The following is a 26341-nucleotide window of genomic DNA, read 5'->3' as shown; positions in this document are numbered from 1 at the left end:
GTCGTGTGCGTTCCATGTCGATCGCGTCGAGGTTACGGAACTGTTTCACCACCGGGTGCAAAACGTTGTCGAGGGGTGCGTACGCTGGCCGATCGGACGTGATACCGTCGACGTTCGATTCCGCCGATCACGCGCGAATCGTCTCGACCACGTCCGCACCGACCTTCCATATCTGACGAGTGACGAGTTTCATGTCGTACGAGAACGACTGGCGTTTCACGTACTGGAGGTCGTACCGCAGCTTCTCCTCCGGTTCGGTGCTCTTCGCACCGTTCACTTGGGCCAGTCCGGTCAAGCCAGGCTTGACGAACCACCGTTTACGCCAGGATCGCTCCTGTGCCTCCAGAAGGGACTCCTCGTCGGTCCACACCGCCCGCGGGCCGACCACGCTCATGTCGCCGACGAGGATCGACCACAGCTGCGGGATCTCATCGAGATGCGTCTGTCGAAGGAACCGACCTACGCGAGTGATCCGGTCGTTCGACTCGTCGTCGACCGGTTCGACCGACTCGCTCTCGGGAACCATCGATCGGAACTTGTACACGTCGAACGTCTCGCCGAACACCGCCGTCCGCTCCTGGCTGTAGAGGATCGGCCCGCCGTCGTCCAGCTTGATCGCGCCGGCGATCGCCGCGATAACGGGGCTCAAGGCGATCAAACCGAACAGCGAGAACGCCACGTCGAATCCGCGTTTCAGGACGTGGTCCTGGACGTCCCACGGCTCGACGTCGACGTCGACGAGCGTCCCCACGTCGTCGTCGGCGGTCAACACCCGGTCCGCGTGCTCGCGGTGGACCTTCGCCGCGACGCCGTGTTCGTAACACGCGTCGAGCGCGCCGAAGAACTCCGCGCGGTCGGTGTGTTCGAAGGCGAGCACTGCGGTGTCCACGTCGTACTCGACGAGCACGTCCTCGATGCGCGAGAGTCCGCCGAGCCGATCCAATCCCCGGATCTGCGCCCCACCGTCGGCGACCGCGGTCGCGACCGCACGCGACTCCTCCGACTCCGCGACCGAGTCGAGCGAACTCGTCGGACAGAGGTACCCGATCAGAGGAACGTCCACGTCGCCGGCGAGACGCCCGATCTCCGCGGGATCGTCGCCGACGACGATCACCCGATCCGTCTCGGCAGTCGGCCGCCGCCGGATCCACACGAACCACGCGGGGAGAACGACGAGCAACGCCGGCGTGATCGCGATGAGCGTCGTTCGGGGGAGTCGGTAGGTGTAATCGAAGTAGCCCACGGCCGCGAGCGCGAACATCGCGACCATGACCCGCTTCTGTGCGAGCGCGACGGTGTCGAGGATGCGCCGCGGCCGCGGCTTGTACAGCGGAACGAAGGCGGCGGTGACGACGACGACCGTCGTCGCGACCTCGAACAACAGCTCCGCACCCATCGGCGCGTCCGCCGCCAGCCGGCCGACGACCGGAAGCCGGCCCAACAGCGCGTGAACGGCCGCGCTGTTCGCGACCGCGACGGCGACCGCGGTCAACAGCGCGACGCCCGCGACGCTTTCGAGCCGATACCGCCATCCGGAGAGCATCGGAGACACGTATCGGGCGAAATGATAAAAATACTGTGAAGTTGCGGGTGCTCGTATGACGCCGGGAGCGGGACGGCAGTCCGCGACTCCGAACTCGTGCGGGACTCCCCGGTCGTCGTTCTCGCCTCAGTCGGCGACCGCGACGCGCTCGCCGTCGGAGACGGCAGATTCGGGGACGGTTACCGTTCGGTTGCCCTCCGTGGTCTCGGTAGCTTCTTCGCTGGAATCTCTCTCCAGCTCAACCGTATACTCGCCGGGATGAGCGACGACGACCGCGTAGCTCCCGTTCGTGTCCGCGGTCGTCCGCCGCTCGTAGGCGAACGACGCGCCGGGAACGGTGACGTTCGTCTCGACCGTCAGGGTCGCGTTCGGCGCGGTCTGTCCGGCGATCATCGCGCCGTTCATGGGACGGAACACTTTGATCCCGTCGTCGTTGGTGACGTACGCCAGCTGGAATCGACCGGATCCGTTCGCTGCTGGTGTCGTGCTTCCGTTTGCCTCAAACAGCTGGGCGTACCCGGAATTCGGAGGCGCGTCGGCGTCCTCGATCTCGTGTATCGCCACGTATCCCACGCGGTCTTGGAATTCATCGGCGTACGAATCGGGGTTCGGATCATTAACAAACGGTTCGTAGGTAGCTTGTGCGTAGGCATAGCTGCTTGACTGGCCGTTCACTCCGTAGTTGAACATCCTACTACGTCCCCATTCAGTCAAAACGTAATCGGGACCCTCACGGTCAGCCGCATCAGCGTCGATCCACTCGATCGCCTCCACCTCCTCATCGGTCGCGGCTAGATTATCCATAGCTGCGGGGACCATGAACAGGCTCAAACTAGCAACCAGCAGTATGCTTGCCGTGACATAGGCAACCTCCTGCCACGAGAAACCATCGGGATAGAGATTGAGTCGAACCCGCTTTGATCTGTCTCCAAACGGACTCGGTCGTTTGGCGAGATCGATTATCGAGAGAAGATAAACCAGACTGAGGCCAGAACAGATCGCGACGAGCGCAGTAGCTTCGCCCGCAAATCGGTTCTGGATGATAGCAAACCCGACGAGGACGGTCGTATACCCGACAATGACGAGCCATCGAGGCTCGTGAGAACGGACGCAATGCCACGTCAGCCACACGAGTGCGGGCACCGTCAAGAACAGGAACCAGCCGAAGTGGGGAATCGGCCCCAAGATAACCCCGAGTTCAGTAGTAAACAGACTCTGTGTCTCGATGATTCCCTCACGCCCGAGAAGCGATCCGGATATTCGCTGGGCTAATCTGGAACCAATCTCCGGGAAGAATCGGTTCACTCCGATCCAAAACGGAATAATACTCAACGCCGAGATTCCCAAGTGGACGCCCGGATGTACGCCGAGTCGCTGGAGGACGACAGCGACAACCGCGACGAGGACCACGCCGAACGCGACGAGTCCTGGTGCGTAGACTGCGACTGGTTCTTGCCACCCCGCTTGGCTGTGGAGTACGTACGCGAGGGAGAATCCGAATCCAAGCGCACCTACGATCGGAGTGGCAGCAATCATCGGATTCCACCCGGCTCGTATGTCCGAGGCCGCCCGTAACGTCGCGTACACGGCAAGCCCGACGAGGAGGATCGGCGAGCCGTTCCAGGAATGTGCCATCGCGGCGAAGACGATGCCGAGTCCGGCTACCACCAGCCACGTGATCGGTGAGGTGAGGTGACCGAGCCGTGCCTCCGAATGTCGCGTCTCGTGGTCCCGTGCGAGCCACGTCACGCCGACGATGGAGAGCGTGAGCCAGACGTAGTCGATCGCGTGGTGATCGAAGAAGCCGATCCCAGAGTAGAGCGCGTGCCCGGGAAGCAACGCAAAGACGAGGACGGATGCTACCGCGATACGTTCGTCGTTCATCGTCCAGAGTGCGACCAGATAGACCCCGATCCCGACAATAAGGGCAGCGACAACGGGAATCCACGCGACGACTGCCACCGCATCCTCGATCCCGACACCGACGAGCTTGGTCGCCCACCAGCCAAGAGTGTGTACGAATGGTTCTCCCGTGGCACGTCCACCGAGAGCCTCAGCTATCGTCTCGAATGCGAATGGAGCCGGATCCGCTGCTGCCAACTGCTCAACCCAGTAGAGGTAGTAGTACGGGTCGTTTCCCGGTAGCACTACTCGACCGTCGCGGAACACGCTCCCGATCGTGACGATCCGGAACGCAAACAGACAGAGTAAGGCCCCAGATAGTCCGATGACAATATCTCGATGAAACGTCACTCGCCAGTCGCGAACGATGCCAGTGACGGCCCCAACAAGAGCTTCCACTACGTCGTCATGTACACTTCCACCCTGATCAGCTTCGGCCGATCCGTACGTCTCCCCCTCCAGCGCGGCCCGAACGGCCTCCCGATCGGCCACGCGATACTCGTCGCCCTCGCGCTCGACGATCCCCCGCGAGACCAGCTCGCCGAAGGTGCCGGAATCGACGTCGACGTCGTCGAACTCCCAGGGGCCGGACTCGTCCGCTTCGAGGATCGATTCAAGCGCCGACTCGACCGCCGGTCGCTCCTTGAGGAGCTCCCGCGTCGCCGCGTGCGGGTCCGCCATTACCCGACCCTGTGCGGGCGACCGGGTAAAACCCTCCGTTGTCGCCGGGTCGTACGCACTCCATCCTGCCGAAGACCGGGCGTTTTAGGTCCGCCCCTCCGCCACCGAGCGTACATGGCTCGGATCCGGCTGCCGCTGATCCCGCGGGGCGTCCGCTGGGGTGCCGTCGTGCTCGTCGCGCTCGTCATCCTTCTCTATTCCGTCGTGCCCGCGCCGGGCAGCGGCACCTTCCGCACCGGGCCCTTCGGCGTGCTCGGCTACTCGACGTGGCTCCACCTGCTGGCGTACGGCGGGCTCGCCGCGGCGCTCGCGTACACCCTCCACGATACGCCGCGACCCGACTGGCAGGTCCTCGCGCTCGTCTTCCTCGCGGTCGCCGCCTACGGGATCGGGATCGAGCTGCTCCAGTCGACGCTGTCGGTCCGTACCGCGGCCTACGACGACGTGCTCACCAACGCAAGCGGCGCTGGGCTCGCGGTCGTCGGCTGGCGGATCGCGACCCGCTACGTGCGCTTCTATCGCGCCCGCCGCGTCGAGGACCTCCGGGTTCCCGTGGAGTAGAGGGAAACCCGTTTCCGAAAGGGGTCTAGAATCCGTTTCGACTGCGGTGGGACGGTCGATCTAGCTCTCGAACGGATTCTCAGATGTCGTGAGACGAGTGAGATCGGGAACGGCGTCGAAGGCCGTCATCGAAACTAGACGTGTTCGATCCTTTTGCGATGTATCGTCGCAGCGATCACGGTATCCGTCAACGAGAGTTGCTCGTGACGACGGAACAACGAGCGGCCGGCGTCGAAGTCCGACTTCGACATCCGGACGAGTGAGAACCTGCTACTCTCGATGAGCGCATCGAGCGTTTCGATAGCGACATTGTGCCCGGCTCGTGCCTGAAGATAGTGAGGACTTCCTCGAGAACGTCGGTCAACACGTTCGCCGTCGCTGGTCGGTGTAGCGCTCGAATAAAGAAAGCCCGCGTGGATGACCGGCGCGGGGCCGGTGGTTACTCGAACGAGGTGGCTGCCTTAGTCGCGACGCCGCGTCGCGAGCAGGGCAGCAGCGATGAGGGCGACGAGGGCGACGAGCGCGCCGAAGCCGGGCGTGCTGTCGTCCGTCGAGCCGTCATCACCGGAGCCGTCGTCGGAGGCACCGTCGTCGGTCTCTCCGTCGTCGGAGGCACCGTCGTCGGTCTCTCCGTCGTCGGAGGCACCGTCGTCAGTCTCTCCGTCGTCGGAGGCACCGTCGTCAGTCTCTCCGTCGTCGGAGGCACCGTCGTCACCACCGGTGTCGGCAGCCTCGACGGTCAGCGTGGCCGTCTGGCTGTCGTCGTCGGTGAAGACGCCGTGCTCGTAGTCACCGGCATCGAGACTGGACGTGTCGATGTCGGTGAACTCGACGGTCATGCTCTCGCCGCCGTCGAGCGTGACGTCCTGCTCGGCGATGGTGTTACCGCCGACCTGGAACGTCACGGTCTGGGTCGCCTCGTTCTCGCCCGTGTTCTCAACCGTTGCGGAGACATCGATGACGTCACCGGACGTGACGGTCACGTCCTGCGGGTTGAGATCGGAGACGGCGAAGTTGGCGGGTTCGCCGACCGTCTCGACGATCCGCATGTCGGAGTCAGCAACGGAGCTGCCGTCGACACGGAAGCTGACCGTACCCGTGTCGTTGACGGACTGGGCGCTCACGTCGAACTCGGCGCTGAAGGTTCCGTCGCTGTTGATCTGGACATCAGACGTCTCAACGAACGAGGGCGAAACGCCCTCAGCCGACTGGATGCGCACGCTGGCATCTGAACCGGGCGCAACGTTCGTCATTCCGCTGACCGTCGCAGATTCGCTGAGAGCGACCTGGACTTCCTCACCGTCCATGTTGTCGAAGGTCGCGTCGCGCTCGGCGATCGTGAAGTCGCCCGTTGAGGTCTGAGTCACGTCGTCACCGGCCTGGAAGTACGGGAACGCAGCCTCGGTGGAATCGCCGCCCGCACCGCCGAGGACGCTGGTTCCGTTGAATTCGAAGCGGTTGTCCGCGTCACCTTCGTACTCGATCTCGGCCGTGAACTCGGCGTCCGGATCGAGCGTACCGTCGAAGGCATCGCTGGAACTCGTGTCAACGACAATGAACATCTGGCCGCTGTCGTTGTCAACGAGCACGATGATATCACTCTCAGATGCACCAGCGAGATCGAGTGACGTCGCGTCCTGGTTGCCAGTCGCGTCGTCAGCCTCGATTTCGATGTTCACACCCTCACCCTCGCGGTTGTCGAGCGTATCCAGCGTGGACGCGCTGAAGCCGTTGTTAAGCGCGTCGAAGCCGTCGTCGTCAATGGCAACCATGTGACCGTAGATACCGGTTGCCTCGGCCTGGATGACGAGACGGTCGTCTTCTGCGATCTCGCTCGTCTGATTCACGGTATCGAGGACATCCTGAAGGTCAGTGTCCGCATCCGCGTTGTCGGACGGAGCGGTCCATGTCTGGATGTTGCCGACACCAGGTTCAGTCAGTTCGAGCGTCGCGAGGTCGATCTCGTTGTCGAGCTCGGACTCATCGTCCTCGTTCACGACGAAGAGATCGTTCCCGTTCGCGGCAACTTCGTAGCTGGTGGGCTGAAGCGGCCGGACGAGCTGGTCTTCCGGACTCTCTCCAGAGTCGATCAGATCCAGCTGTTCGAGATAACCGTTGAACCCGATGCCGTTTCCATCCTCATCCTCGAACCGAGGCACGTCGTCTGCGTCGCTAATGCCACCGTGGGTTAGGCTCTCGACGATGTCATCCTCAGTGTTGTACACGTCATCATCAGGTCCGTACGTTCCCAGCAGACGAGTGTTAACCTGGAAGGTGACCTCGCCGTCGTCGTCGTCGTCCTCAACGTAGAGGACATCGACGAAGCCGGATTCCTCGTCACCAACCTGGATGTATGCGTCGTCGGTGTCCTCGAGCTCGAGCGTCATGTTCACGACGTCACCCGCAGTCTGGGTGTAGACACCCTGACTGAAGTCACCGGTCGTGTCCTGCTCGTTCACCGTGATCGACGCGTTATCCGAGGCTTCTGTGTCACCGACGTCGAAGTTGAACTCGTAGTCGCCCGTGTCAACTCCGGCAAAGCTGACGTCAGCCGCGGTGTCGGGCTGCTGGTACAGGCCGACCTTTTCGTCAGCATCCTCTTCGTTTGTGTTGTAAACGACAGCACCGAATGGGTTAGCGTCCGTAGCGATGGCCTCATCCAGCGTGATGTTGGAATCACCTATCTCAGTGCTACTACTTTCGAGTGTCGGGTTCCCAGCATCATCAACGCTGACGTTACCACGCACGTTGACCAGGATGTTACGGAGATCCTGTACAGTAACCGCATCACTGGGGGTGATTGTGGAGCCGTTAATGTATCCGTTGCTGTCGACATCCACGTTCTCACCAGTTACCAGGACATTAATCAGTTCCGTCTCACTGAGATCGCCGTTAGCACTCACGTTCGTGGAGTACGTTCCACGGTCGGAACTGACATCGAGTTCGGTCACCGAGTTCGCACCTTCATCGGTGACTTCCTCATCGTCAAACTCAGCAGAGAGGTCCTGCACCGTGACCTCGAATGTCTCAGACTGCTGAGGATTGACTGCCAAGTCACCGACGCCACGGACGAAGTAGTCACCGGCCTCGAGATCGTCTGTGTCGATCTCGACGACCTGGCCTCCCGAGCCCACAGCACTCGGGAAGTCACTATCTAACGCCTCGACAGTAAGCTGTTCGACCTGCTCGCTGTTCGTGACAGCGTTGGAGTCGTTGTACTCGGTGACTCGGCGAAGGTTAACGGTTGCGCCGTTGCTGCCATTAACCGAGTCGCCAACCAGGTAAAGGTCCTGACCCTGGAAGACAACGCCTCCCTGTTTCTCGTCGCCGTTCACGTCCAGATAGTCGTCGTTGGTACCGAGTGCTGTCGCGGACCCGGCAAAGCCAACGCCGACCATGGACAGTACCACGATCAAGCTGAAGAAGACCGCATTAGCCTTCTTCCGCGTTGAGTTATTGTCGTTTGTCATTGTTTATTTCGTTCGCATCGCATCAGCGGCTTTCTCCTGACCTTCGAGACGCGCCCGGTCGTCGTCGCCTACCCTGTCTCGTTGTACAGCCGGACTCGGTCGGGGATTACTCGTCCACTGACGCATTTCGGATAGGGGTTGCGACCGTGTGTTGTAGGGTTCAGTATAAATGCTTTGTGTGAATTGGCCAGGGTGTGTGAACGCGGCACAAGGTGGTCTGACCCCCGTCAGACGCTCGTTTTCGGTTCTGAAAACGCGCGTTAGAACCGTTCACATCAGTTCCGCAGGTGGACGCGTCAGAGACGACATGGATCCGAAGCGTCGAGCAAAACGAGCCCGACGCTCGACTCCCCCTCCTCACTCCTTCAACAGCGGCCGCGAGGAGTTCGTCACCACGAGCAGGCTGGAGAGTCCCATCGCGACCGCGGCGAAGAGCGGGTTCAGGAGCCCGGCCACCGCGAGCGGGACCGCGACCGCGTTGTACAGGAACGCCCAGCCGATGTTCCCCTTCACGCGCCGGCCTGCCGCTCGCGACAGCTCGAAGACCGTCTCGATGGACGCGAGGTCGTCGTCGACGACCGCCACGTCGGCGGCGTCGGCCGCCATCGCGGTGCCGCCGCCGAGCGCGATCCCGAGGTCCGCGGCCGCGAGCGCGGGCGCGTCGTTCGTGCCGTCGCCGACCATCACGGTCCGCCCGCGGCCCTTCAGCCGCTCGACCGTCTCGGCTTTCCCCTCCGGCGGCACCCCCGCGAACACCTCCGAGACCGCGTCGTGCTCGCGGAAGACGGTCGCCGCGCGGACGTCGTCGCCCGTCAGCACGACAATCTCGATCCCGGAGTCGGCGAGCGCGGTCACCGTCTCCTCCCACCCCTCGCGAAGCTCGTCGCCGACGACGACGAGCCCCTCGGCAGCGCCGTCGCGACCGATCGCGACCGGCACGCGCCCCACGTCTCGGGCGGCCGCGACCGCCTCGCGGACCGCCTCCGGAACGGTCCAGCCCCGCTCGTCGAACAGGGCCGGGTGGCCGACGACGACCTCGCTTCCCTCGACGATGCCGGAGACGCCCCGCGGGTGGCTCTCGAAGGAATCGACGGTCGGGTCGGCGGGGACGTCGTCCGGAGCCTCGACCGTCCCCTCGGCCACCGTCCCGCCGTCGGTGGCGGGGCCGCCGCCGCGGGCCTTCCCCCCTCCGTCCGCCCGTGCCGCCGCGATCGCCCGGCCGACCGGGTGCGCCGAGCGGGACTCCAGTGCCGACGCGAGCGCGAGCAGGTCGTCCTCGATGTCGCGCTCGAGCAGGCGCATCTCGCCGGTCGTGAGCGTCCCAGTCTTGTCGAAGACGACGGTGTCTGCCCCGCGGATCCGCTCGAAGACGGTGTCGTCGAAGACGACGATGGAGCGCTCGAGCGCGTCACGGATCCCGGCGGCGACCGCGAGCGGGGTCGCGAGCCCGAGCGCGCACGGACACGAGACGATGAGCACCGTGAGTCCGACGAGCATCGCGGTCGCGACTCCGTTCCCGAGCGCGAGATTGGCGGCGGCGGCGACGACCGCGATCGCGAGCACCACGGGGACGAAGACGGTCGCGAGCCGGTCGGCGAGCTTCTGGACGCCGTGGTTGCCGCTCTGGAGGTCCCAGACGAGCTCCGCGACGCGGTCGAGACTCGAGCTCGCGTCCTCGCCCACGGCCACCGCCAGCGAGCCGTCGGCGACGACGGAGCCGCCGACGACCGCGTCGCCCGGCTCCTTGCGGACCGGCATCGACTCCCCCGTCACGACCGACTCGTCGACGGCGGCGTCCCCCTTGAGGACCTCGCCGTCGACTGGGATTCGTTCGCCCGCGCGAACGAGCACGCGGTCGCCCGGCTCCAGCGCGTCGAGCGCGACCTCGGTCGGCTCGCCGTCGGCCCCGTTCTCGTCGTGTTCCCCCGCTCCCGCCCGCCCGACCCGCCGCGCCGTGTCGACCTGGACCGCGGTGAGGTCGGAGAGGAGCTCCGTGGCCCGCCGCTTGACCGAAGACTCGTAGTGGTTGCCGACGGTGACGATCACGATGATAGCGACCGTCACGTCGTAGTAGATGGAGGGGTCGGGGAGCAGCGCGACTGCCAGCGTGCTGTAGAGGTACGCGCTGACGGCGGCGATCGCCACGAGCAGGTCCATGTTCGGCGAGCGCGTCCGCGCGCTCACGTACGCCCCCCTGAGGGTCGGCTTGCCGGTGACGAGGAGGACGATCGTCGTCAACACGCCGATCACGATGAAGAAGTACGTCCCCGACGTCGACGACATCGCCTGGTTGAGGTACTCCAGGGTCCGCTCGTTGTAGAACGGGAACGCGAAGTACGTCGGGTAGATCAACACGACGTACTGGAGCATGACCGCCATCCCGACGAGCACGCCGATCGCGAGCCGCGCGGTCGCCATGTTGTCCGACTGCCGCCGCGAGAAGGCGTCGTCGCGGGAGTACGCGCTGTAGCCGAGGCCGCTCACCGCGTCGGCCAGGTCGTCGGCGGAGACGCTCTCGGGGTCGTGGTCGATCCGCACGGTGTCGGTGACGTAGCTGGCGCTCGCGGCGCTGACGCCCTCGGTGTCGGTCGCGACCGTCTCGATGAACGCCTCGCAGGTCGCACAGTGCATCCCGTCCACCTCGAGGAACGTCGCCTCGTGGTCCGCGGGGACCGATCCGGAGTCGGGGTCGGGCTCCTCCTCGTCGACGGCGGCCGCGGCGTTCCGGTCCCGCCGCGCCGCGACGTCCTCGGCGTCGGCGTCGACGTCGCCGAGCGCGTCGTACACGTCCCGGCAGCCGGTACAGCAGAACCGGTTGCCGTCGTCGTCGACGACGTCGACGCCCTCGGTCGGGAGGTCACAGAGCGTACAGTCGGGGAACGGGCGGTCACCGTTCGCGTCGACTGGCGTCCCGTCCTCCGCGGCCATCGATCAGGCACCTCCGAGACCGATTATTCCGGCCATCGAATCCGTTCCGCTCATCCCGCTCATCCCGCCCATTCCCGCGTCGAGCGGGTTCCAGAACGGGAGCCGCGGGTGCGGGACGTGGACCCCGACCGACATCAGCCCGTGGGCGAACAGGACGTAGCCGAGCGCGAGGAACGCGACCCCGAGCAGGCGGTGGACCCGCCGGCGGTGGACCGCGTCGACGCTCCCGATCAGGGTGCCGTACAGGAACACCGCGGGCATCGTCCCGACGCCGAGCGCGGCCAGCGCGAGTCCCCCCGACAGCGCCGACCCGCTGGCGAAGGCGTAGAGGTACGCCGGGTAGAGGATCGGACAGGGGAGGAGCCCGTGGACCGCGCCGAGCGCGACGATCCCCGGCCCGTTGGCGAGCCGGTCGACGTGGCCGGTCAGCCAGCCGGTGACCCGTTCGAGTCCCGGCAGGTGGACGCCGCCGGTCGCGCCGCCGAGGACGTACCGAGCGCCGACCGCCATCACGAGCGCGCCGACGCCGAGGCCGACGACGCCGCGGACCGTCCCCGCCGCGCCCGTCAGCGTCGCGGTCGTCACGAGGACGATCCCGCCGAGCCCGCCGAGCGCCGTCCCGATGAGCGCGTAGCTCGCCGTCCGGCCGAGGTTGAACAGCGCGTGCTGGCGCACCTCGTAGGTGGTGAGGTGGCCGCCGCGGGCGTCGCGGTCGGTCCGGGTCGTCGCCGCGCCGCCCGCGCCGCCGTCGGCTCCGCGCGAGCCGCGGGTCCCGTGTCCGCCGCCGTCGGTCCGGCCCGCGTCGGGGTCCATCCGGGCCGCGTACGTCGTGACGAGCGGCCCGCACATCCCGATACAGTGGGCCCCGCCGAGCAGGCCGATGGCGAGGAACAACAGGACGTCGACGCCGAGCAGGGTGGATGGGTCCATCGCGTGGTTCACCGCGGGTTGGGGACGCGTGCGGTAATGGGTTTCGTCGGTTCCGGTCGGCGTGGAACCGGCGAACCGTGTGGGGCCGGCGAACCGTGTGGAGAAGGGCGGGCGGCGACCGGCATCTCACTCCTCGACGATCACGGCCCCGACCATCCCGCCCGTCTCGTGGGGGATACAGACGTAGTCGTAGCGGCCGGGGACGGAGAACGTGTGCGAGAAGCGGTCGCCGTTCTCGAGGCGGCCGCCGAAGTCGGACCACGCCTCGCGGGCGGCGGCCTCGCTCTCGAACCCGCCGGAGGCGAAGTACTCCGCCCCATCGGGGATCGCGTCCTCGTAGGCGGTGACGGTGTGGCCGCGGACGCTCGTGTTCTCCCAGACGACGCGGTCCCCGACCTCGACGGTGATCTCCTCCGGACGGAACTGGGTCGCGGTCATCCCGACGTCGTACTGGTCCGCGAGACAGCCGGCGAGCGAGAGCGAGGTTCCGACCGCGACGCCGGCCCCCCCGGCCCGCTTCAGGAACCGTCTCCGGTACATACTCGCCCTCGGGGTTTCGGCCGTTTGAATACCGCGGTTGGCCCCGTCGAACGGGAATCGCCCCCGACGACCGCCTCGCAGTCCTCGACTTCCGATCGAACACCACACTGGTTGGGTATCTCGCTTATTGTGTCTCCCCCTAACCGAAGGCTACCGCATGATAGAGACGGCCGCGGCTGACCTGGCGGTGGCGTCACAGTCCCTCCCGCTGGAGCTGACACAGACCGAGGTGTATCGAGAGATACGGGCCGACCGGCTGTTGAACCTCTCCTTCTGGGCGAACATCGCGCTCGCGGGGCTGTCGATCCTGCTCTTCGTCTACATGGGTCGAAACGTCGAGGACCCCCGTTCACGACTCATCTTCGTCGCGACGCTCATGGTCCCGCTCGTCTCCATCTCGAGCTATCTGGGGTTGGCCTCCGGGCTCACGGTGAGTTTCCTCGAGATGCCGGCCGGCCACCCGCTGGCCGGCGAGGAGGTGCTCACGATGTGGGGGCGGTACCTCACGTGGGCGCTGTCGACGCCGATGATCCTGCTCGCGCTCGGGCTGCTCGCCGGCTCGAACGTCACCAAGCTGTTCACGGCGATCGTGATGGACATCGGGATGTGCGTCACGGGGCTCGCCGCCGCGTTGACCACGTCGTCGTACGCGCTCCGCTGGTTCTGGTACGCGATCAGCTGCGCGTTCTTCGCCGTGGTGCTGTACGTGCTCCTCGTCGAGTGGTCCGCCGACGCCGAGGCGGCCGGCACCGCCGAGATCTTCGACACGCTGAAAGTACTGACCGTGGTGTTGTGGATCGGCTACCCGGTCTTCTGGGCGCTCGGCGCGGAGGGATTCGCGCTGCTCGACGTCGCGATCACCTCATGGGCCTACAGCGGCATGGACATCGTCGCGAAGTACGTCTTCGCGTTCCTGCTGCTCCGGTGGGTCGCCGACAACGAGCGCGTCGTCGCGGGGATGGCGTCCGGGCTCGGCGCGGCGACGCCGGGCGCTGCGCCCGCGGACGACTGAGTCGACCGGTCCCGCGGGTCACTTCCCCCAGAAGGGGTCCCGCTTCCGACGCGTCTCGAGGTAGCCGGCGAGCGCCTCGCGCTCGTCTGCGGTGATCTCCTCTTTTAACTCCTGCTCGAGGATCTTCGCGTGTTTCTCGGGCAGTTCCGTCCAGAGGGTGTCACCCTCCTCGATGTCGCGGCCGACGGTGGGACCGTCGATGGCGATGCTCACGCGCTCGCCGGCGCGGGCCTCGTCGACGTCGTCGCCCTGTTTCTGGATCCCCGAGAGCCCGCCGACCCGCTCGAACTCGTTGCCCTCGAAGTAGCCGACGTTGCGGTTGTTCTGGAGCGTCCCGGAGATGACCTCGACGCCGACGACCGCGGGGTCGTTCTGTCTGAAGGTGTGATCGGGGAGGAGTCGGAACCGCGCGGGGCGGACCACCTTGTCCAGCACCGTCTCCTGTTGGGCGCGCTGGCGCTCCTCGACGTACGTCTCGTAGTCCTCGATCAGCTGGTAGATCACGTCGTTCGTGAACAGCTTCACGTCGGCGCTCTCGAGCTCCCGCTCGGCGTTCGCGAGCAGGTCGACGTTGAAGCCCAGGATCGCCTTGTGCTCGTCCTGGTTCGCGGTCTCCGCGACCGCGATGTCGCGGGGCGCGATGTCGCCGACCTCGGCGCGCAGGATCGGCACCTCCGCCTCGCGGAGCGCGTTCGCCATCGCCTCCAGCGAGCCGAGCGTGTCCGCCTTGATCACGACGCCGTCCTCCGCGGTGTCGACCTCGATCTCCGCGAGTTCGGCTTTCACCTCCTCGATGACCTCCTCGACCGGGCGGTCGCGGACGACCCGGACGGGCGCGCCGGCCATCGCGTCGTCGAGGTCTGGCGCGGCGATCTTCACCCCGGCGGCCGCGCCGACCTCCGCGACCTTCTCGAACTTCTTCTCCGTGCGGATCTCCTCGAGCGGCCGGGGCTGGAGGAGCGCGCGCACCTCGGTGACGATCGGGTCGTTCTGTCCGCCGACGACGACCCGATCGCCGTTTCGCACCACGCCGTCGTACACCACGGTGTCGATCGTGGCCCCGAAGCCGCGCTCGTCTTTCACCTCGAGGACGGTCCCCTCGCCGGGACCGAAGACGTCGATCGCCATCTCCTCTTTCATGAACCGCTGGGAGAGGCCCATGAGCACGGCGAGGAGGTCCGGGATCCCCTCGGCGGTGAGCGCGGAGACGGGGACGACCCCGATGTTCTTCTGGAAGTCCTGAACCCGCCAGTAGAGGTCGGCGGAGAAGCCGGCGTCGGAGAGCTGACCGATGATCTCGTAGAGCTTCTCGTTGAGCATCGACTCCGCGCGCTCGGACTGCGCCTCCAGGCTCCGCTGGATCGGCTCGCCCTCCTGCGGGTTCCAGCCGGGCGTCGTGTCCACCTTGTTGGCGGCGACGACGAAGGGCGTCCCCGTGCGCCGGAGGATGTCTATCGCCTCCTCCGTCTGCGGCTGGAAGCCGTCGTTGACGTCGACGACGAGCACCGCGATGTCGGCGAGCGCGCCCCCGCGGGCGCGAAGCGTCGAGAAGGAGTGGTGGCCGGGCGTGTCGATGAACAGCAGTCCGGGCAGGTCGAAGTCGTCCGGGTTCACGAGCTCGCCCGCCATCGTCGAGATGGTCGAGAGCGGGATGTCGGTCGCGCCGATGTGTTGGGTGATCGCGCCCGCCTCGCCCTCGCTCACCGCGGAGCCGCGGATCTCGTCAAGGAGGCTCGTCTTCCCGTGGTCGACGTGGCCGAGCACGGCGACGATCGGCGTCCGAAGGGTGTCCGTGTGTGTGTCGTCAGTCATGAGAATCGCCCCAAGAAGGTCGTTGTCTCCCGTTCGGCTCGGCCGTCAGTTAAGTGTTTCATCACGCGCCCGCGACGCCGGACCCGAGACGACCGCCGGGGGACGGCGGCCGCGGAACGCGTTCCGGGGACGACGACCCCGCGATCCGTCGGTCGTCCGTCCGACGGCCCGTGGCGTTTAATACCGTCGGCCGAAAGCGTGCGCACATGGCGAACATCCTGGCGGAGAACCTCTCGGGGAAGGCGGTGATGGGCTCGGACGGGACCGAACTCGGCGATCTGTACAACATCACGATGGACCTGAAGTCGGGGCAGCTCCACCACCTGCTCGTGAGCCCGCACGAGCAGCTCAACCCCGAGCGCGTCACGTTCGACGTCGACGAGACGGGGCGGCTCCGGGTCCCGGTCGCGAACGTGCAGGCGGTGAAAGACTACATCGTCGTCGGCCGCTGATGAGAGTTCTCGACACGTCCGCGTTCATCCACGAGTACACCACCGACGACCCCGTGGTCTCCGTCCCGGAGGTCCACGACGAGCTCAGCGGCGAGACCGCGCTCCGGTTCGACGCGATGGAGGGGTCGGGGATGACGATCCACGTGCCGGCCCCGGAGGCGGTGACGAACGTCCAGCGCGCGGCCCGCGGCTCCGGCGACGCCGCCGAGCTCTCGGAGACGGACGTGCGGCTGATCGCGACCGCCCTCGAGCTCGACGCCACCCTCGTCACCGACGACTACGCGATGCAGAACGTCGCCGAGCGGCTGGATCTGGGCGTGGAACCCATCGCCCGCGACGGGATCACGGAGGAGCGCGAGTGGCGATTCCAGTGTGTCGGCTGTAGCCGGACCTTCGAGGAGAACCGCGAGCGCTGCCCCGTCTGCGGCAGCGACCTCACGCGCAAGAACCCGGCGTAGCGTCCCCCTTCACCCGTCGATCTCGTCCCCGATCACCCGCAGGGCCGATCAGTCCGCCGGCTCCGAGTCGCCGTCGGCGTCGACGGCGGCGGCGGTCGCGGTCGAGCGGGCCGCCTCGCTCGGAGTCGACGAGAGGCGCTCGGCCGCGGGGGCCTCCTCGTCTTCCGGAAGCCCCTCGGCGACGACGTCGATCTCGCTCCGCGGCAGCCGCCCGCGGAGCCGCCGCGCCACGCGCCGCGCCTCCGCGATCTCCACCTCGGCGACCGCCCGGACCAGCGCCGCGGCGCGCTCGGCGCGGGCGCGCCGCCAGGACGCCTCCCGGGCCTGGTAGGTCCGGATCGCGCGCATGAAGTCCACCTCGGAGAACTCGGGCCAGTAGGGTGTACAGAAGTAGACGGCCGCCTCGTTGCCGTTGGCGTGCCACGGCAGGAAGTTCGAGGTGCGCTCGTCGCCGCCGGTCCGGACGATGAGGTCCACGTCGCGGATCGGGCGGTCGTACAGCCGGCGCTCCACCGTCTCGACGTCCACGTCCGCGGGGTCGAGATCGCCCTCGGCGACCTCGCGGGCGACGCCGCGGGCCGCGTCGAGCAGCTCCGTGCGCCCGCCGTATGCGAGGGCGACGTTGAGCGTGAAGCGGTCGTTGTCGGCGGTCCGGCGCTCGGCGTAGTCGACCGCCTCGCGCACCCGCGGCGGGAGCCGCTCGACGTCGCCGATGGCGCGGACCTGGACCCCCTGGTCGTGGACGCGATCGGCGTCGGCGAACTCGAGGAGCTTGGCCTCGAGAAGGTCGAAGAGTGGCTCGAGCTCCTCGTCGGGCCGCTCGAAGTTCTCCGTCGAGAAGGCGTACAGCGTCAGCTCCGAGACGCCCAGATCCGCACACCAGTCGAGGACGCGCTCGGTCGTGTCCGCGCCGGCGCGGTGGCCGTCCGGCGCGTCGTCGCCGCGCTCGCGGGCGTACCGTCGGTTCCCGTCCTGGATGACGGCGACGTGGGTCGGGACCGTCTCCACCCGCCGGCGGAGGTACCGCAGGTAGGCGCGTTCGACGGCCGAACGGAGCCGGTCCAGCATGGCCGGGACAACGCCGCGCGGTCGTATGTAGCTTGTCGTTCGCCCTCGCCGACGGGAGGAACGGACGCGCCCCGACGCCCGGCGAAACCGTTATGCCCCGATCGGTAGACGAAACGGGCGTGAACGCCGCGTACGTCTTCCGCGTCGCCTTCCGGATCGATCCCGACGAGGCGCACGCCGACCCGGACCGGTTCGAGACGACGGTGGAGGTCCCCGCGGCGGAGCCCGGCGCGGAGGGGTGGCTGTTCTTCCGCGACCGGCTCTGGCGCGGGGAGGTCGGCGACGAGCCGTCGGCCCGCCGGTTCCTCGGCGATCGGCTGGGCGTCGAGGTGGTGGCAGCGTCGTTCCGCGAGCTCCGGACCGACCGGGCGTTCCTCGACGCGCTCGAGGCCGCGATCGACGCGGATCTGGACCGGTTCAACGCGGACTCGGTCGACGAGGTCCTCCACAAGTACCTCGGGTCGTCGATCCACGTCCGGGAGTGAGACCCCGGCCGCGTCGGGCGCCTCGGGCGCCTCGGGCGCTTCGATCAGACTCCCACAACGCACTTATCGGGTCGGCGCCTACGGATGCCCCCATGGTCCTCGCCGAGTACGATTTCCACCTGTTCGACCTCGACGGGACGCTCGTCGACGCCGAGTGGGCGTACACCCGCGGGGTGTTCGACCGCGTCGGCGACCGGCTCGGCCGGCGCTTCTCCGACCGCGAGGCGTATGTCCTCTGGCACGGGCTCGGCGGGTCGCGCGGCGAGACCCTCCGCGGGATGGGCGTCGATCCCGACCGCTTCTGGCCGGCCTTCCACGACGTGGAGGACCCGATCGCCCGCGCGGAGGCGACGTACCTCCACGACGACGCCGCTCGCTTCCTCGACCGGCTCGACGCCGCGAACCGGCCGGTCGGACTCGTCACCCACTGCCAGCGGTTCCTCGCCGAGCCCGTCCTCGACCGGCTTGACCTCGGCTCCCGATTCGACGCGGTCGTCTGCTGTACCGACGAGACCGGCTGGAAGCCGGACCCGGGCCCCCTGGAGGTCGCGATGGACGCGATGGGCGTCGACGCCCGCGACCGGGGGTACTACGCCGGCGACGGCGAGAGCGACGTGGGCGCGGCCTGGAACGCCGGGCTCGACGCGGTCCACGTCGAGCGCGTCGGCCACGCGGACCGGGGCCGGTGCGTCCTCGGCGACCGCCGCGTGGAGGCGTTCGACGAACTGCTGGAAGCGACCTGACGGGGATACCCGATCGACCCTCCGTCGCGGTGGCGCGTGCGAAACGAGCGGCGACGCCGCGAGTCGCGCGCGAGGGAGCCCGCGGCCGCCGGTGGCGGCCGCGGCGAGGCTGGGGAGGCGTGAGGTGCGGTGCGGGACGGAGCGGGAATTCGCGCCCGTGACTTCCGCGAGGACTCGATCGTGTCCCTCCGGTTCACGCCCCTCGACCGAAACCGTCGTGAGGCCGCGACCGGAACCCGGCGTATGACGAAGTGGTTCCACAGCGGGCGGCGGCGCGACTGCTGTGCGCTGATCTACGAGGCCGGCGAGCTGCGGGCGCAGTCGCTCAAGAGCCGGCTCGAGACCCACTACGACGAGCGAATCGACCCGCAGAGCTTCTACGCGACGCTCACGGCACTGGTCGAGGCGGGGTACCTCACCCGCCGTGCCCAGGGGCTCGCGGACGTCTACGGGCTCACCGACGCCGGCGAGACCGCCCTCCTCGACCACCACGAGTGGCTCTCCGACCGGGTCGAGGCCGGGAACGCCCGATCCGACGACGCCGACCGATCCGATGAGGACACCCACCGACCCGACGACGACGCCGACCGATCCGACGACGATCACCCCGATGACGCCGGCAGCGACGAGGCCGACCTCAAAGGTTAACAACATCGAGGGAGTAAATTATTATACATGACCGTCGTCAGCGTGTCGATGCCCGAGGAGTTGCTCAACCGGATCGACGAGTTCGCCGACGAACACGGCTACACCGGGCGCAGCGAGGTGGTTCGGGAGGCCTCCCGGAACCTCCTCGGCGAGTTCGAGGACGCGCGGCTGGAGGACCGCCGGCTGATGGCGGTCGTGACGGTGCTCTTCGACTACGAGACGACGAGCGTCGAGGAGCGCATGATGCGGCTCCGACACGAACACGAGGGGCTCGTCGCCTCCAACTTCCACAACCACGTCGGCTCCCGGTACTGTATGGAACTCTTCGTCCTCGAGGGGAGCCTCGCCGAGATATCCACCTTCGTCGGGAAGGTCCGCGCCACGAAGGACACGCTCACCGTCGACTACAGCGTCACTCCCGTCGACGAGTTCGGCGCGGACGGACTGGAGGCCCTCGACGGGGCGGAGGGTCACGAACACGGACACGGACACGCCGACGACGAGGACGACTGAACCGGAACCGCGCCCACGGACTACGGCCTACAACTTCGAGGCCGTCACGGTCGCGATCGCGGTCGCGAAGTCGGCGTCCGTGATCGCGACCTCGTCGGCGTGGTCGTTGGCCGCCTCGCCGTGTGCGTCCGCGACCCGCTCGATCGCGGTCATCGCCGCCTCCCGGCAGACCGCCGCGATCTCCGCTCCGGAGTAGCCGTCCGTCTCGTCGGCGAGCCGGTCGAGGTCCACGTCGTCGGCGACCGGCTTCTCGCGGGTGTGGACCGCGAACACCGCCCGCCGCGCCTCCCGGTCCGGCTCGGGCACCTCGACGTGCGTCTCCAGCCGGCCGGGACGCAACAGCGCGCGGTCGATCGCCGACCGGCGGTTCGTCGCGGCGAGCACGACGAGGTTCGGGTTGTCGCTCGCGCGGTCCAGCTCGGTCAAAAGCTGCGAGACCACGCGCTCGCCGACGCCGGAGTCGCCCCCGCCGGCCGCGTCGCGGTCGGTCGCGATCGCGTCGATCTCGTCGAAGAAGACGATCACCGGCGCGGCCTGTCTGGCGCGGTCGAAGAGGTCTCGCACCGCCTTCTCGGACTCGCCGACGTACCGGTCGAGCAGCTCCGGGCCGGCGACCTGAACGAAGTTGACGCCGCTCTCGCCCGCGATCGCCCGCGCGAGCAGCGTCTTCCCGGTGCCCGGCGGCCCGTGTAACAGGACGCCCGTCGGCGGGTCGGCGTTCGCCGCGTCGAAGAGCGGACCGTACGTCAGCGGCCAGCTCACCGCCCGCTCGAGCTTCTCCTTCGCCCCGTCGAGCCCGCCAACGTCGTCAAAGTCGGTGGTGGGCTGTTCGGCGACGTACTCGCGCATCGCGCTCGGCTCGACCGCGGCGTGGGCGGCCTCGAAGTCGGCCCGCGTGACGGTCACCGAGTCGAGCGCACGGGCGTCGCTCTCGCGGGCGCGGCGGAGCGCGGTCATCGCCGCCTCCTGGGTCAGCCCCTCGATGTCCGCGCCGACGAAGCCGTGGGTCCGGCTCGCGATCCGGTCCAAGTCCACGTCGTCGGCGAGCGGCATCCGCCGCGTGTGGACGTCGAGGATCTGCCTGCGGCCCGCCTCGCCGGGAACGCCGATCTCGATCTCGCGGTCGAACCGGCCGCCGCGCCGGAGCGCGGGATCGAGCGAGTCCACCCGATTGGTCGCGCCGATGACGATCACGTCGCCGCGGGCGTCGAGCCCGTCCATGAGCGAGAGCAGCTGGCCGACGACGCGGTTCTCCACGTCGCCGCCGTCGTCGCGCTTGCCCGCGATCGAGTCGATCTCGTCGAAGAAAACGATCGCGGGCGCGTCCTCGCTCGCGCGCTCGAACACCTCGCGGAGCCGCTCCTCGGATTCCCCCTTGTACTTCGACATGATCTCCGGGCCGTCGACCGTGATGAACGTCGCGTCCACCTCGTTGGCGACGGCGCGAGCGATGAGCGTCTTCCCGGTGCCCGGCGGCCCGTACAACAGGACTCCCTTCGGCGGGTCGACCCCGAGCCGGGTGAACACGCCCGGCTCCGAGAGCGGCAGCTCGATCGTCTCGCGCACCAGCTCCAGCTCCTCGTCCAATCCGCCGATGTCCTCGTAGGTCGCGCCGGCGGTGTGTTCGGCCGGCGGGGCCTCCCCCTCGCCCGCCGGACGGCCGTCGGTTCCGGGCGTCGAGCCGGCCTCCCGCGTCGCGTCGGACGCGCCGGTCCCGGAGCCGGTTCCCGCCTCGGCTCCGGTTCCGGCTCCACCCTGCTCCCCGTCGGCGGCCGACCCGGACCGATCCCGGTCTCCGCCCTCGTAGTCGACCGACACGTCGGTGCCGCTCGCGACCCGGACGGTGCCGCTCGGCCGCGTCTCACGGACGACGAACCGGAGGCCGCCGAGCCGCTCGACGTGGACGGCCTCGCCGCGGGAGATCGGTCGGTCGCGGAGGTCGCGGGCGAGCGCGCGCTCGACGACCTCGCGGCTCACGTCGACCGACGCCAGCCGGGCGGGCGCGGCGAGGACGACCCGGTCGGCGTCGACCACGTCGACGGGGCTGACGGTGACGACGTCGCCGACCTTCACGCCGGCGTTGGCGCGGGTGTCGGCGTCGATGAGGACGGAGCCGTCCTCCGCGTCGGGGCCGCCGGGCCACACCTTCGCGACGGCCGAGCGCTCGCCGTCGATCCGGACCGTGTCGCCGCTGAGGAGGCCGAGTCGCTTGCGCGCGGGTTCGGGGAGCCTGGCGATGCCGCGGCCCGCGTCGCGCTTCTCGGCGGCGCGAACGGTGAGCCTGACGCCGGCGGTCTCGTTCATGGAGCGTCTTCCGTCCGCTGGCCCTTTACCCTTACTCGGGGGCTCCGCCGTCCGCGACGCTCCTCCGCCGGCCGTAACCGCCTTCACCGACCGCAGCCGCCTCCGCCGACCGCAACCCCCTTACCCCGGCCGGCCGCGAATGCGGGCATGCAACCGACAGGCGACCTCCGCGGCGACGCCGTCCACGTCGGCGGGGACGCCAGACAGCGGTTCTACGACTCGCGCGGCTACGGCCGCCCGCTCGGCGGGAACGCGATCGAGCTCTCGCGGGTCGAGGCCGCCCACCTGCTGTTCCGCGGCGATCTCGCCGGGGTTCGCCTCGAGTCCGGCGACGGCGGCGCGGACGCCGACCCCGCCGGCTTCGAGCGGTTCTTCGTCGACAGCGCCGCCGCGACCGACCGCTTCGCGGTGCGCTACCTCGTCTACGCCGACCTCCGCGACCGCGGGTTCTACCTCTCGCCCGCCCGCGATCCGTGGCCGGGCGGCCGGGCGGACGTGCCCGACGCGGTCGACGTCGTCGCCTACGAGCGCGGGTCGACGCCCGACACCGGAAACGTCCGCTACCCGGTGCGCGTCGTGGGCGAACGCGAGTCGGTCCCCGCCGGCGACCTCGCCGGCCAGACCCTCGCGGTCGTCGACGAGGAGAGCGACATCACCTACTTCGAGGCCGCCACCCCGAAGCTTGCGGGCTCGACCGCCTACGACCCGCCGGCCGACCTGACCGGAGTCCTCCTCTCCGACCGCGTCGTGCTCTGGGACGCCCCGCCCGACCTCTACGAGCGCGGGTTCTACGGCCAGCCGCTCTCGGGGCGGGCGGCCGCGGTCGAGGGGATCGTTCAGCTCTCGCTCGTCGAGGCCGCGTCGCTCGCGGCCGACGGGAGCCTCCGGCTCTCGGCGGTCGTCGCCGGCGGGGGGGCGGACGACGGCGACGGCGATCTCGCGGGCGACGACCCCGCGAGCGCCGCCGCCGCGATCGTCGCCCGCGGCCGCGCCGTGGAGGGCGACCGGTTCGACCGCCGGCTCGCGGCCTACCGCGACCTCCGCGAGCGCCGGACCGTCCCCAAGACGGGGTTCAAGTTCGGCGCGGACTTCCGGACGTACCTCGACGTCGACACCGTCGAGGACCTCCCGCACTCCGAGCACCTCGTGCGGGTGGTCGAGCCCGACCACGTCCTCGCGCCGCGCGAGCTCTCGCTCGACGTGCGGCTCGCCGGCGGCGTCCGGAAGGAGCTGGTGTTCGCGCTGACCGACGGGAGTGGAAGCGCGGGAGACGCCGGGACCGACGACCGGATCGAGTGGCTCTCGGTCGGGAGGCTGACGCCGTGAGGGGCGGTCGAGGTCGATCGGGGCGGGACCGGACGCCGCGGAGTCGGCCGAGGGGATCCCCGTGACCCTCGCGGTCTCCTTCTGGGCGCTCGTCGTCTTCGCGACGGTCTCGTGTCTGTTCATGGCCTGGTCGCTCGGGGCCAACAGCAACTCCCCGCCGTTCGCGCCGGCGATCGGGGCGAACGCGGTGTCGACGATGCGCGCGGCGTTCCTGATCGGGATCCTCGCCGCCGCGGGCGCGCTGACGCAGGGCGGGGCGATCTCCGAGACGGTCGGCGCGGACCTGATCGACGGCGTCGCGATCACGCCGCTCGGGGCGACGACCGGCCTGCTCGTGGCCGCGTCGTTCATGGCGTTCGGCGTCTACAGCGGCTATCCGGTCCCCGCGGCGTTCGCGACGACGGGCGCGATGGTCGGCGTCGGCCTCTCGCTCGGCGGCGACCCCGCGCTCGACACCTACCGCCGGATCGGGACGTTCTGGCTGCTCGTACCCCCCGTCTCCGGCGGGCTCGCGTACCTCACGGCGACGCTGCTTCGGCGCGACGACGTGCCCGACACGGTCGGCGTCCCACTGTTGGCCGGCGTGGTCGCCGGGATCCTCGCGAACGTCCGGCTCGGGGTGATCCCGCATCCGGAGCGCGCGCAGGGCTCCGTCGCCGAGGCGGTCGCGGCGGCGGTCGGCGGGAGTATTGAGGTCCCGACCGCGCTCGGCGTGGATCCCGTCGTCGTCCTCGTGACGCTCGCGTTCGCGGCCGTCGGGTTCCGGTTCATCCGCCGCCGGACGCGGGCCTCGGTGGAGAAGGGGATCCGGACGTTCCTGCTCGTCCTCGGGAGCGTCGTCGCCTTCTCGAGCGGCGGCAGCCAGGTGGGGCTCGCGACCGGGCCGCTGGAGAACCTCTACGGGACGGCGCTCGGGCTGCCCGCGATCGTGCTGATGGGCGTCGGCGCGAGCGGGATCCTCGCGGGCGCGTGGATGGGCGCGCCGCGGCTCCTCCAGGCGACCTCGCGGGAGTACGCCCAGCTCGGCCTCCGGCGGTCGATCGCGGCGCTCGTGCCGGGGTTCGTCATCGCGCAGGCGGCGATCACGCTCGGGATCCCCATCTCGTTCAACAACATCATCATCTCGGGCGTCATCGGCGGCGGGCTCGCGGCGGGGTCCGCGGGCGTCTCCCGCCGGAAGATCGGCGTGACGGTCGGGTTCTGGGGGATCACGCTCGTCACGTCCGTCGCGATCGGGTTCGGCCTCTACCGGCTCCTCTCGACGACGCTCGGGATCGCGTGAGCGCGGCGGATCCGATTCGTCCGCCTCGGGAGACACCGATTCGTCCGCCTCGGGAGAGGTGGCTTCCTACTGAAACGAGACGCCTGAGCGTACGGTCCTGAAGCGTCGTGACCCCTCGACGGGGACGAGATCGTATCAACGAACAAAATTATGTGACTTATTATCGTACCACTGGTATGGAGTACTTCCTCACGGGGGGAACGGGATTCATCGGCACGCGGCTGGTCGAGCGACTCGCTGCCGACGGACACGCGCTGACGGTGCTGACGCGGGATCGATCGAACGCCACACACCTCCCCGACTCGGTCTCGGTCCTCGAGGGGGACATCACCGAGAAGGCGAGCATGCGAGAGGGGATCGAGGGCGTCGATGGCGTCTTCCACCTCGCCGCCTGGTTCCAGCTTGGACCCGGGCCCTGGAACGAACGGCTGGCCGAGCGTATCAACGTCGACGGAACGAGAAACGTCCTCGAACTGATGGACGAACTCGACGTTCCCAAGGGCGTCTACGCCAGTACCGTCGGCGTGTACGGCAATACCGGCGGCGAGTACGTCGACGAGTCGTATCGCTCTCCGAACGATTTCCCGACGGTGTACCAGGAGACGAAGTGGCGAGCGCATTACGAGGTCGCGGATCCCATGATGGAGAACGGACTCCCGCTGGTGGTGGCGACGCTCGGGGCGATCTACGGGCCGGGCGACAAGCCGTACGGCGGAACGCCACGGGCGGCGGCGATCGACTACCTCCACGGGGAGCTACCGATGATACCGAGCGATTTCGTCATGTCGTTCGATCACGTCGAGGACACGGCCGCGAACCTTCAGCGGGCGATGGAGCGCGGGTCTCCCGGTGAAGAGTACATCATCGCCGGGGAGCCGCGTGATCTGGTCGACTACTTCGACATCGCCGAGGACTGTACCGGCGTCCCGGCCCCACGAGCGGTACCGGGATCCTTGTTCGGCCTGCTGCGGTATGGCGTCGCCGCTCTCGAGGGGATCACCAGACCCCCCGAAGGGTTCGAGAGCGAGTTGCTCGGGTTCTTCGCCACCGGAGAAGCGTTGGTCGATAACTCGAAGGCGCGGCGTGAACTCGACATCGAGCACCGATCGCTCGAGGACGGGGTCCGCGAGTACATGCGCTGGGAAATGGAAGAACAGGGGATGGAGCCGGGGCGAGCGGAGAGCTCGGTGAGGACGTAGACGGAGGATCGCGACCGAGCCGTCCGTCCCGATCACCGGACGACGGTGACGGTGACGGGGGCCTCCCCCACGACCGTGCTCGCGATCGTCCCCAGGAGCCGCCGGGCGATCGAGCCGCGCTCGCCGCCGTGGCCGCCCATCACGACGTGGTCGACGTCGTGGTCCGCGACGTACGCGAGGATCGTCTCCGCCGGGTCGCCGGTCTCGACCGTCGTCTCGACGGGTCGGTCCGCGGCGGCGGCCCGCTCGCGGGCGTCCGCGACCAGCCGCTCCGCGCGCTCTGCTGCCTCCCGCTCGCGTTCCCCGTCCGGCTCCAGCACGCCGCCCTCGGTCATGCCGGCGTCCAGCGGGGTGACGACGTTCAGCACCGTCACCGGGCAGTCGAAGGTCGCGAGCGCGTGCGCCAGCGCCTCCGCGGCCAGCGGCGAGCCGTCGAGGGGAACGAGCACGTGGTCGGGGGTCATATCGGCCGATCGATCGGCGG

21 protein-coding genes are annotated in these 26341 nt (G+C 68.4%); 11 read left to right on the top strand and 10 right to left on the bottom strand.

The genetic code is table 11. The annotated features are described in order from the left end of the window. Positions 1-127 precede the first annotated feature (127 nt). Together AXA68_RS06560 and AXA68_RS06555 are read right to left on the bottom strand one after the other, a co-directional pair. Positions 128-1543, bottom strand: a complete 1416-nt coding sequence (locus AXA68_RS06560; protein WP_066414359.1) for a sugar transferase — start codon at positions 1541-1543, stop codon at positions 128-130. Between the two features lie 126 nt (positions 1544-1669). Then, positions 1670-4126 (bottom strand): hypothetical protein, encoded by a 2457-nt coding sequence (locus AXA68_RS06555; protein WP_066414357.1) that lies wholly within the window; start codon positions 4124-4126, stop codon positions 1670-1672. A gap of 114 nt (positions 4127-4240) precedes the next feature. Here AXA68_RS06555 and AXA68_RS06550 point away from each other — a divergent pair, with 114 nt between their 5' ends. Next, entirely contained in the window at positions 4241-4687 is a 447-nt protein-coding gene (locus AXA68_RS06550) for a VanZ family protein (protein ID WP_066414355.1), read from the top strand. A gap of 461 nt (positions 4688-5148) precedes the next feature. Here AXA68_RS06550 and AXA68_RS06540 read toward each other — a convergent pair whose 3' ends face one another. The 4 genes from AXA68_RS06540 to AXA68_RS06525 all read right to left on the bottom strand — a co-directional run bounded on the left by AXA68_RS06540 (position 5149) and on the right by AXA68_RS06525 (position 12555). Next, the gene (locus tag AXA68_RS06540; RefSeq protein WP_066414353.1) at positions 5149-8157 is read right to left on the bottom strand and encodes a BGTF surface domain-containing protein; all 3009 of its coding nucleotides are present in this window, start codon (positions 8155-8157) and stop codon (positions 5149-5151) included. Between the two features lie 357 nt (positions 8158-8514). Then, positions 8515-11085 carry a heavy metal translocating P-type ATPase gene (locus AXA68_RS06535; RefSeq protein ID WP_066414351.1) on the bottom strand — a complete coding sequence of 857 codons (2571 nt, stop codon included), beginning with the start codon at positions 11083-11085 and terminating at the stop codon, positions 8515-8517. Positions 11086-11088: 3 nt separating this feature from the next. Next, positions 11089-12015, bottom strand: coding sequence for a sulfite exporter TauE/SafE family protein (locus tag AXA68_RS06530; protein ID WP_066418411.1), 927 nt, complete (start codon positions 12013-12015; stop codon positions 11089-11091). Positions 12016-12141: 126 nt separating this feature from the next. Further along, on the bottom strand, positions 12142-12555 hold the full coding sequence (locus tag AXA68_RS06525; protein WP_066414350.1) for a plastocyanin/azurin family copper-binding protein: 414 nt from the start codon (positions 12553-12555) through the stop codon (positions 12142-12144). 214 nt (positions 12556-12769) lie between these two features. On the opposite strand from AXA68_RS06525, the gene AXA68_RS06520 reads away from it, so the two are divergent. Further along, positions 12770-13567, top strand: coding sequence for a bacteriorhodopsin (locus tag AXA68_RS06520; RefSeq protein ID WP_066418410.1), 798 nt, complete (start codon positions 12770-12772; stop codon positions 13565-13567). Positions 13568-13585: 18 nt separating this feature from the next. On the opposite strand, the gene infB is transcribed toward AXA68_RS06520, so the two are convergent. Continuing rightward, positions 13586-15379, bottom strand: coding sequence for a translation initiation factor IF-2 (gene infB / locus AXA68_RS06515; RefSeq protein ID WP_066414348.1), 1794 nt, complete (start codon positions 15377-15379; stop codon positions 13586-13588). A gap of 206 nt (positions 15380-15585) precedes the next feature. Between infB and AXA68_RS06510 the strand changes: the two genes are divergently transcribed. After that, entirely contained in the window at positions 15586-15831 is a 246-nt protein-coding gene (locus AXA68_RS06510) for a PRC-barrel domain-containing protein (RefSeq protein ID WP_066414346.1), read from the top strand. Then, positions 15831-16289: an NOB1 family endonuclease gene (locus tag AXA68_RS06505; RefSeq protein ID WP_066414344.1), complete on the top strand. Its 459-nt coding sequence runs from the start codon at positions 15831-15833 to the stop codon at positions 16287-16289. The genes AXA68_RS06510 and AXA68_RS06505 overlap by 1 nt, the downstream gene beginning before the upstream one ends. Positions 16290-16337: 48 nt before the next feature. Here AXA68_RS06505 and uppS read toward each other — a convergent pair whose 3' ends face one another. Then, on the bottom strand, positions 16338-17357 hold the full coding sequence (gene uppS / locus AXA68_RS06500; protein ID WP_066414343.1) for a polyprenyl diphosphate synthase: 1020 nt from the start codon (positions 17355-17357) through the stop codon (positions 16338-16340). Positions 17358-17476: 119 nt separating this feature from the next. On the opposite strand from uppS, the gene lwrS reads away from it, so the two are divergent. The 4 genes from lwrS to AXA68_RS06480 all read left to right on the top strand — a co-directional run bounded on the left by lwrS (position 17477) and on the right by AXA68_RS06480 (position 19746). Beyond that, entirely contained in the window at positions 17477-17842 is a 366-nt protein-coding gene (gene lwrS / locus AXA68_RS06495; protein ID WP_066414342.1) for an LWR-salt protein, read from the top strand. 92 nt (positions 17843-17934) lie between these two features. Continuing rightward, positions 17935-18585, top strand: coding sequence for an HAD family hydrolase (locus AXA68_RS06490; protein ID WP_066414339.1), 651 nt, complete (start codon positions 17935-17937; stop codon positions 18583-18585). A 243-nt stretch (positions 18586-18828) separates the two neighbouring features. Beyond that, positions 18829-19233, top strand: a complete 405-nt coding sequence (locus AXA68_RS06485) for a PadR family transcriptional regulator (RefSeq protein ID WP_066418409.1) — start codon at positions 18829-18831, stop codon at positions 19231-19233. A gap of 27 nt (positions 19234-19260) precedes the next feature. Next, on the top strand, positions 19261-19746 hold the full coding sequence (locus AXA68_RS06480) for a CopG family ribbon-helix-helix protein (RefSeq protein ID WP_066414331.1): 486 nt from the start codon (positions 19261-19263) through the stop codon (positions 19744-19746). 27 nt (positions 19747-19773) lie between these two features. Here the strand turns inward: AXA68_RS06480 and AXA68_RS06475 are convergent, their stop codons facing one another. Beyond that, complete coding sequence (locus AXA68_RS06475) at positions 19774-22050, bottom strand: AAA family ATPase (RefSeq protein WP_066414329.1); 2277 nt, start codon at positions 22048-22050, stop codon at positions 19774-19776. A 147-nt stretch (positions 22051-22197) separates the two neighbouring features. Here AXA68_RS06475 and endA point away from each other — a divergent pair, with 147 nt between their 5' ends. The 3 genes from endA to AXA68_RS06460 all read left to right on the top strand — a co-directional run bounded on the left by endA (position 22198) and on the right by AXA68_RS06460 (position 25857). Continuing rightward, on the top strand, positions 22198-23376 hold the full coding sequence (gene endA, locus AXA68_RS06470; RefSeq protein ID WP_066414328.1) for a tRNA-intron lyase: 1179 nt from the start codon (positions 22198-22200) through the stop codon (positions 23374-23376). 121 nt (positions 23377-23497) lie between these two features. Continuing rightward, positions 23498-24658, top strand: a complete 1161-nt coding sequence (locus AXA68_RS06465) for an inorganic phosphate transporter (protein ID WP_066418405.1) — start codon at positions 23498-23500, stop codon at positions 24656-24658. A gap of 176 nt (positions 24659-24834) precedes the next feature. Next, positions 24835-25857 carry an NAD-dependent epimerase/dehydratase family protein gene (locus AXA68_RS06460; protein WP_066414327.1) on the top strand — a complete coding sequence of 341 codons (1023 nt, stop codon included), beginning with the start codon at positions 24835-24837 and terminating at the stop codon, positions 25855-25857. Positions 25858-25889: 32 nt separating this feature from the next. Here AXA68_RS06460 and AXA68_RS06455 read toward each other — a convergent pair whose 3' ends face one another. Further along, positions 25890-26321: a universal stress protein gene (locus AXA68_RS06455; protein ID WP_066414324.1), complete on the bottom strand. Its 432-nt coding sequence runs from the start codon at positions 26319-26321 to the stop codon at positions 25890-25892. Positions 26322-26341 lie beyond the last annotated feature (20 nt).

Source organism: Halorubrum aethiopicum (assembly GCF_001542905.1).
GTDB lineage: Archaea > Halobacteriota > Halobacteria > Halobacteriales > Haloferacaceae > Halorubrum > Halorubrum aethiopicum.
This window is presented reverse-complemented; position numbering and strand designations above follow the sequence as displayed.

Bases quoted from the DNA above. Each gene is read 5' to 3' on its own strand.
- AXA68_RS06485 (WP_066418409.1), top strand. From the start codon at position 18,829: ATGACGAAGTGGTTCCACAGCGGGCGGCGGCGCGACTGCTGTGCGCTG.
- AXA68_RS06535 (WP_066414351.1), bottom strand. From the start codon at position 11,085: ATGGCCGCGGAGGACGGGACGCCAGTCGACGCGAACGGTGACCGCCCG.
- AXA68_RS06480 (WP_066414331.1), top strand. From the start codon at position 19,261: ATGACCGTCGTCAGCGTGTCGATGCCCGAGGAGTTGCTCAACCGGATC.
- AXA68_RS06560 (WP_066414359.1), bottom strand. From the start codon at position 1,543: ATGCTCTCCGGATGGCGGTATCGGCTCGAAAGCGTCGCGGGCGTCGCG.
- AXA68_RS06460 (WP_066414327.1), top strand. From the start codon at position 24,835: ATGGAGTACTTCCTCACGGGGGGAACGGGATTCATCGGCACGCGGCTG.
- AXA68_RS06510 (WP_066414346.1), top strand. From the start codon at position 15,586: ATGGCGAACATCCTGGCGGAGAACCTCTCGGGGAAGGCGGTGATGGGC.
- AXA68_RS06540 (WP_066414353.1), bottom strand. From the start codon at position 8,157: ATGACAAACGACAATAACTCAACGCGGAAGAAGGCTAATGCGGTCTTC.
- endA (WP_066414328.1), top strand. From the start codon at position 22,198: ATGCAACCGACAGGCGACCTCCGCGGCGACGCCGTCCACGTCGGCGGG.
- AXA68_RS06530 (WP_066418411.1), bottom strand. From the start codon at position 12,015: ATGGACCCATCCACCCTGCTCGGCGTCGACGTCCTGTTGTTCCTCGCC.
- uppS (WP_066414343.1), bottom strand. From the start codon at position 17,357: ATGCTGGACCGGCTCCGTTCGGCCGTCGAACGCGCCTACCTGCGGTAC.
- AXA68_RS06525 (WP_066414350.1), bottom strand. From the start codon at position 12,555: ATGTACCGGAGACGGTTCCTGAAGCGGGCCGGGGGGGCCGGCGTCGCG.
- AXA68_RS06555 (WP_066414357.1), bottom strand. From the start codon at position 4,126: ATGGCGGACCCGCACGCGGCGACGCGGGAGCTCCTCAAGGAGCGACCG.
- AXA68_RS06490 (WP_066414339.1), top strand. From the start codon at position 17,935: ATGGTCCTCGCCGAGTACGATTTCCACCTGTTCGACCTCGACGGGACG.
- AXA68_RS06455 (WP_066414324.1), bottom strand. From the start codon at position 26,321: ATGACCCCCGACCACGTGCTCGTTCCCCTCGACGGCTCGCCGCTGGCC.
- infB (WP_066414348.1), bottom strand. From the start codon at position 15,379: ATGACTGACGACACACACACGGACACCCTTCGGACGCCGATCGTCGCC.
- AXA68_RS06465 (WP_066418405.1), top strand. From the start codon at position 23,498: ATGGCCTGGTCGCTCGGGGCCAACAGCAACTCCCCGCCGTTCGCGCCG.
- AXA68_RS06505 (WP_066414344.1), top strand. From the start codon at position 15,831: ATGAGAGTTCTCGACACGTCCGCGTTCATCCACGAGTACACCACCGAC.
- AXA68_RS06475 (WP_066414329.1), bottom strand. From the start codon at position 22,050: ATGAACGAGACCGCCGGCGTCAGGCTCACCGTTCGCGCCGCCGAGAAG.
- AXA68_RS06550 (WP_066414355.1), top strand. From the start codon at position 4,241: ATGGCTCGGATCCGGCTGCCGCTGATCCCGCGGGGCGTCCGCTGGGGT.